Source organism: Microvirga arvi, from assembly GCF_016892765.1.
Taxonomy (GTDB): Bacteria; Pseudomonadota; Alphaproteobacteria; order Rhizobiales; family Beijerinckiaceae; genus Microvirga; species Microvirga arvi.
In genome coordinates this window covers 126009-132333 of record NZ_JAFEMD010000011.1, presented here as the reverse complement: position 1 = coordinate 132333, position 6325 = coordinate 126009, and the positions used below count along the sequence as shown (strand labels likewise).

Here is a 6325-nt window from a genome sequence, read left to right as displayed (position 1 = left end):
TCATCGCTCATATCCGGATGCTGACAAGACGGCTCGCAAGACCCTGAAAGACCACAAGTCTTTTTGAGTCAGCCTCTTAGACGACGAGAATATCCAAGTTCGTCATCCTCAGCCCCGTGGAGAGTTTGACCACGACGACCTGCTCTGCCGCGCCGATGCCGTCCTGATCGTAGTAGAGGACACCGTTGCTGCGGTCGTAGATGATGCGGTCGCTTGCGTCATGTGCCTGCGTTCCCGTCCAGAAGGCCGAGGCCTTCAGCTGGCCCGCGCGTCCTAGACCCGTAAACGTATTGTTGTTCAGCAGGAAGGTGTCACCGGCAACCGAGAAGTCCCGGATGGTGTCTACGCCTGCCGGGCCATTCGGGATCGAACCGAAGACGAAGACGTCCTGTCCCGAACCGCCGCGAAGAATGTCTGCGCCTGACTGGCCATAAAGGCGGTCGTTGCCGCTCCCACCACTTAAAGCGTCGTCACCGGAGCCTCCGTACAGACGGTCGTTGCCGCCTTCGCCCTTAAGAGCATCGTTGCCGGAGCTGCCGTTTAGATGGTCGTTGCCATTCCCGCCAGTGAGAGCGTCATTGCCGGAACCGCCATCCAGAATGTCGTTGCCGTCGCCACCGAACAAAGCGTCGTTGCCGAGACTGCCGCTAAGCCGGTCATTGCCAGCTTCCCCGTAAAGTCGATCGTTTTCCCCTCCGCCGTTGATCCGGTCGTTCCCGATGCCACCGAAAATCCGGTCCCTGGTCGCTGTTCCGAAGAGCGCGTCGTCCACGTTCATGTACTGCAGCTGGCCATAAAGGGGAGCGTCGGACCGGCTCACGCCATCGGGGAAGCTTGTCGTCAAGTTCAGGCCCGCCGAATGGAGCACAGACGCGACAACGGAGTTGCTGTTCAGGTCACCGCCCGGAAATCGCTGAAGGATGTCGACGCTGTAGTCCAGATCCGCTCTCTCGATGTTGTTGGCATGCTGGACCATGATCTGCCAGACGGCATCGGCGTCTCTGGTGCCGAGATCGAGGACCTCGCGGTGTCTCTCCTGGGGAGTGTCGGAGCCTCTCCGGTCAGGCGAGGTGGCCAGATTGGCATCGGCTAGTGTCTCAAGGTCTCCATTCGATCCTGCAGTGCCTCGGATCACCTTTTCGGAAATGACACGACCCTGTTCGTCCGTGACCGTCTTGACGAGGTAGAGATGAAGGAAGTCGCTGTCTATTCCCTGGACATCAACAGGCTTGGCTTCAATGGCGATGACGGACGGCATGGGTAACTCCTTACTAAGGATCGAGCCGCTGTCAGGCTCTTCCTGTGTTATCCATCATCAACATTGCTGACGGCTTTGCCGTTCCGGAGAATGCCCGAGTTTCCTGAGGTGCCATTGCCGCAGCCGGTGGGATTGTGCGCTTGGCTGTGAAGCTGCAATGGTGCGGACGGCGGGGGTCGAACCCGCACGGGCAAGGCCCGAGGGATTTTAAGTCCCTTGCGTCTACCGGTTTCGCCACGTCCGCATAGGAAACGAGGGTTATCGGGCCCTGCGCCCGAGCGCAAGTCAAAGCGTGCGCCTGGATCCTATATCATTCGGGAGTGCGGAAACCGTAGAGCCAGTCGTAGCGCTTGGTCATGCCCTCCGGCCCGAGATGGCGCATGACCCTATCGCGCCCGAACGCGACCAGGGGGCCCGCATGATAGATGCGCCCGTTCGTGCGGGCCTCCTTCTGCACACGGGTTGCGCGCCCAAGGCGCTGCTCCTCATAGGCCGAGAGAACCTGGGGGATGTCGGGCTGCTCCTGACGCAGGAGGAAGGCGAGTGTGGCCGCATCCTCGATGGCCATGGCCGCACCTTGGGCGAGGAAGGGCAGGACCGGATGGGCGGCGTCGCCGAGGAGGGCGATCCTGCCGCTGGCGAGGCGCTCGGCCGGATGGTCGAACAGCGACCAGCGCAGCCATTCCTGCGGCTGGGCAAGGAGCGCGCGCAGGGCAGGGGCGGACGAGGCATAGCGGGCGATGAGATCCTCACGCCGGCCCGGGGCGGCCCAGCCCTCCACAGGGGTGGGGCTTCTCTCGATGGCGACGACGTTGACGAGCCTGCCGCCCGCGATGGGATAGTGCACTACGTGGCCCCGCGGCCCGAGCCAGAGCCCGGTCTCGTCGCCCGCGAGCTCGGCCGGGGTTGCCCCGCGCTCCAGAGTGGCGCGCCAGGCGATGCTGCCGCGATAGATGGGCAACCTGCTCTCGCCCAGAGCCTGCCTGACCTTCGACCACACACCGTCGGCACCGACGATCACATCGGCAGTGAGGGTCTCCCGCGCACCGCTGGCGGAAACCCAAGCGAGGGAGGCCTGGGATGAACTGCTCTCCACAGCCTCCACATTGCGTCCCATGACGAGGCGGATCGACGGTTCGGAGCGAACGGCATCGAGCAGGATCGTCTGGAGATCGGCCCGGTGCACCACCCAGTAAGGTGCCTCGAACCGCTCGCGCATGAAGGAGCAGAGGGCGACCTCGCCAATGGGCTTTCCCGAGCGGATAGAGCGAACGACCACGCGCTCCGGCTCCGTCACCACACGACGGAGCGCCGGTCCGAGCCCGAGCTTGATGAGGATCCGGCTGGCGTTGGGTGAGAGCTGCAGGCCGGCCCCGACCTCGCTGAAGCCGGTCCGGCGTTCGATCAGCGTCACTGAGTGGCCCTGTCGGGCCAAGGCCAGAGCCGCCGTCAGGCCGCCGATGCCGGCGCCGACAATCGCAATCGAGAGATTCGGCACTTAGCGAAAGAAACTTAGCGCGAGGCGGGTGAGGTCGCGAAATCGGGCTCCCACACGCACTCGGCCGGGCGGGCCTCATCGGCCTTCAGGGAGGGGTCGTACTTGAAGAGGGTCGAGCAGTAGGAGCAGATCGTCTCGGTGTCATAGCCCATGTCGATGAAGACATGGGGATGATCGAAGGGAGGCGTCGCTCCGATGCACATGAACTCCTTCGAGCCCACGTGAATGACGGGAACGCCCGGATCGTTGTGGAAGTGGGGAGTGCCTTTGTCAGCCATTGCCTGCTCTGAAGCGGTGGAATTCGCGCGCACCATAATGGCCGAATGCCCATGCGCCTAGAGCAAATTTCCGCCGATTGCATCCGGCGCCACGGGTGCTTACGCTTTATGCCGGCGCATCGCTCTTTGCGGGAAAACCGGGTCCACTTTTCCGCACGATGCGCTAGGTTGCGCCCAGCTTCCCCTTGAATTCCAACTTCAACAGGTCCGATGCGCTATTTCAATTCCGAGGGCGTGAGCATCGCCTATATCGACGTGCCGCCCCATGAGGGGCAGGGCGATCCGATTCTGCTCATCCATGGCTTTGCCTCGAACCATGCGGTCAACTGGGTCAACACGCTCTGGGTGAAGACCCTGACGCGTGCCGGATACCGGGTCGTCGCCTTCGACAATCGGGGACATGGGCAGAGCGAGAAGCTCTACGACCCGGCGGCCTACAATTCCTACCGGATGGCGGAGGATGGCTGCCGGCTTCTCGATCACCTCGGCATCGGGAAGGCCGATGTGATGGGCTATTCCATGGGCGCACGGATCACGGCCCATATGGCGCTCATCGCCCCGGAGCGGATGCGCTCCATGCTTCTCGGCGGCCTGGGAATCCATCTCGTCGAAGGCGTCGGACTGCCGCTCGGGATCGCCGATGCCATGGAGGTCCGCTCCCTCGACGAGCTGACCGACCCCATGCAGCGCATGTTCCGGGCTTTCGCGGAGCAGACGGGGAGCGACCTCAAGGCCTTGGCCGCCTGCATCCGCGGGTCGCGGCAGGTGCTGACGCCGGAAGAGGTCGCCTCCATCACGCTGCCGACCCTGGTCTCGGTCGGCACCAAGGACGACGTGTCGGGCTCAGGGCCGGAACTCGCGAAGCTAATCCCGAACGCAACGGCGCTCGACATTCCAGGGCGCGACCACAACCTGGCCGTAGGCGACAAGGTTCACAAGCAGGGCGTGCTGGATTTCCTGGCCCAGCAGCCGCGAACCTGAGCCGTTGATTTACCCGCTATCCCCTCCCACTTCGTAGAAGCAGGAGGGGATATGACCAGACTCGACAGTGCCATCCGGCGGTTGACGGCGCAGCGCGATCTCCTGAACTGGGCCACGCAGGCCATCGGCCCGACCGGGCTCGTGCTCGAACTCGGCCTGGGCAACGGGCGCACTTACGATCACCTCCGCGACCGGCTGCCGGGGCGTGAGATCTACGCGTTCGAGCGGTCTCCGTCGGCTCATCCCGATTGCTACCCGCCCGAAGGGTACCTGCTCGTCGGCGATCTCTTCGACACCCTGCCGGCCTTTATCGAGCGTCACGGACGTGGTGCTGCGGCCCTGATTCACATCGATATCGGCTCAGGGAACGAGGCGGCGAACCGCAGCCTGGCCTTGCGCCTCTCGCCCTTGCTTGAGGCTCTCCTCCAGCCGGGAGCGCTCCTCCTGGGAGACCGCGCCTTCAGCATGCCTGCCTGCCGGGACATTACCTCTCGGACGAATGTGCCCGAGGGGCGCTACTTCGTATACCGGCGCGAGGACTGACGATCATCGCCCGATAAAGGCCGGTCGGCGCTTCTCCAGGAACGCCTCGCGCCCCTCCACCGCATCCGCGCTGTCGAAGCACTGATCGGCGAGAGCGACAGGATCGGCATGGGGGTGACCTGCGCCGACCGCTTCGTCGATAGCCGCCTTGGCGGCCTTGATCGTGAGGGGTGCGTTCTCCGCGATGGCTTCTGCGAGCGTTCGCGTGACCGCCTCAAGTTCGCCGTCCGGAACCAGCCGCTGCACGACACCAAGGCGATGCGCCTCCTGGGCGCCGATGCGGCGCGCCGTGAAGAACAAGTCTTTTGCGGCCGGCGCGCCCACGGCGGCCGTCACGAGCCTCATGGCGCCGGGAGGGTACCCGACGCCCAGTCGCGCTGCCGGAATGCCGAAGACGGCGTTCTCGGAGGCCACGCGCAGATCGCAGGAGAGGGCAAGGCCGAAACCGCCGCCGAGGCAGAAGCCGCGGATCATGGCAATGACGGGCTTGGGGCAATGGGCGATGGCCCAGAAGGCCGTCTCGTTGGCAGCCTCATAGAGGCGCCCGCCCTCGGCATCGGCACGCACCGTCGCGAATTCGGCGATGTCCGCACCGGAGGCGAAGGATTCCTGTCCTGCGCCCCTCAGGACGATCACCCGGACTTGGGAGTCCTGGCCGAGAGCCTCCATGAGCGCCGGAAAGGCCTTCCACATCTCCAGGTCCACCGCGTTGTGCTTGCGGACGTTGTCGATGGTCACGGTCGCAATGTTGTCGCTCAAGGAAACGACAAGCTTGGACGTCGCCGGCGAAAAAGAGTAGGTCATGGCTCGTCTGGATCTGTGGTAAGGGGCCGAAGCTTCTTATCTTTGCTCAAGGCGATATCGAAGCCGGCAGGAGACTATCATGACACAGACGCGCCTGAAGCCGGGAGTCCCGGACGCCGTGGCTGGGAAGGTTGATCCGATCTGGGACCGCCTTCGCTGCGAAGCCGAGGCCGTGGTCCAGGCCGAACCGGCGATTGCCGGCTTCATTCTCAGCGCCATCCTGCATCATGCGAGCCTGGAGGCGGCGGTCATTCATCGGGTGGCCTCGCGGCTGGGGCATTCCGCCATTCCTGCCGACATCATCGAGCAGATCTTCCTTGAGGCCGTGGAGCATGACCACGGCATCGGCGTGGCCATGAGAGCCGATATCAGTGCCGTGCTCGACCGGGATCCGGTCGTCACCCGAGCCATGGAGCCGGTGCTCTACTTCAAGGGCTTCCATGCCATTCAGACCCACCGCCTGGCGCACTGGCTGTGGAAGAGGGGGCGGCAGGATTTCGCCCTCTATCTCCAGAGCCGCTCCTCCGAGACGTTCCAGACCGACATCCATCCGGCGGCCCGCATCGGCCGGGGCATCTTCCTCGATCACGCCACCGGGCTCGTCGTGGGCGCCACCGCCGTCATCGAGGACAACGTCTCCATGCTCCAGGACGTAACGCTCGGTGGAACAGGCAAGGAGCGGGGCGACCGGCATCCCAAGATCCGTCATGGCGTGCTTATCGGCGCGGGCGCCAAGATCCTCGGCAATATCGAGGTTGGCCATTGCGCGAGAATCGCCGCCGGATCCGTCGTGCTGAAGCCCGTCCCCCACAATGCCACGGTCGCCGGCGTCCCGGCAAAGGTCGTCGGCACGGCCGGGTGCGAGGAGCCGGCGCGCTCCATGGACCATTGCTTCTCCGACATGGACGGAATCTGAGGGAAGGCTTCTGTCCTGGACCCAACGCCGCTTGCCCGCGTTTGCCC

The 6325-nt window shown here is 64.3% G+C and carries 7 protein-coding genes and 1 tRNA gene; 3 read left to right on the top strand and 5 right to left on the bottom strand.

Translation table 11 applies throughout. The annotated features are described in order from the left end of the window. Window positions 1-76: 76 nt before the first annotated feature. From ILT44_RS09455 to ILT44_RS09440, 4 genes are all read right to left on the bottom strand, one after another. Window positions 77-1258, bottom strand: coding sequence for a calcium-binding protein (locus ILT44_RS09455; protein WP_204239312.1), 1182 nt, complete (start codon window positions 1256-1258; stop codon window positions 77-79). A gap of 158 nt (window positions 1259-1416) precedes the next feature. After that, window positions 1417-1502: transfer RNA gene (locus ILT44_RS09450), tRNA-Leu, on the bottom strand. A 66-nt stretch (window positions 1503-1568) separates the two neighbouring features. Continuing rightward, on the bottom strand, window positions 1569-2756 hold the full coding sequence (locus ILT44_RS09445) for an FAD-dependent oxidoreductase (protein ID WP_204239311.1): 1188 nt from the start codon (window positions 2754-2756) through the stop codon (window positions 1569-1571). Window positions 2757-2770: 14 nt separating this feature from the next. After that, complete coding sequence (locus tag ILT44_RS09440) at window positions 2771-3034, bottom strand: zinc-finger domain-containing protein (protein WP_239468024.1); 264 nt, start codon at window positions 3032-3034, stop codon at window positions 2771-2773. Window positions 3035-3244: 210 nt separating this feature from the next. Here ILT44_RS09440 and ILT44_RS09435 point away from each other — a divergent pair, with 210 nt between their 5' ends. After that, the gene (locus ILT44_RS09435) at window positions 3245-4015 is read left to right on the top strand and encodes an alpha/beta fold hydrolase (protein WP_204239310.1); all 771 of its coding nucleotides are present in this window, start codon (window positions 3245-3247) and stop codon (window positions 4013-4015) included. Between the two features lie 51 nt (window positions 4016-4066). Further along, window positions 4067-4558, top strand: coding sequence for a class I SAM-dependent methyltransferase (locus ILT44_RS09430; RefSeq protein ID WP_204239309.1), 492 nt, complete (start codon window positions 4067-4069; stop codon window positions 4556-4558). A 3-nt stretch (window positions 4559-4561) separates the two neighbouring features. Here the strand turns inward: ILT44_RS09430 and ILT44_RS09425 are convergent, their stop codons facing one another. After that, window positions 4562-5362 (bottom strand): enoyl-CoA hydratase, encoded by an 801-nt coding sequence (locus tag ILT44_RS09425; protein WP_204239308.1) that lies wholly within the window; start codon window positions 5360-5362, stop codon window positions 4562-4564. 79 nt (window positions 5363-5441) lie between these two features. Here ILT44_RS09425 and cysE point away from each other — a divergent pair, with 79 nt between their 5' ends. Beyond that, window positions 5442-6278, top strand: a complete 837-nt coding sequence (gene cysE / locus ILT44_RS09420) for a serine O-acetyltransferase (protein WP_204239307.1) — start codon at window positions 5442-5444, stop codon at window positions 6276-6278. Window positions 6279-6325 lie beyond the last annotated feature (47 nt).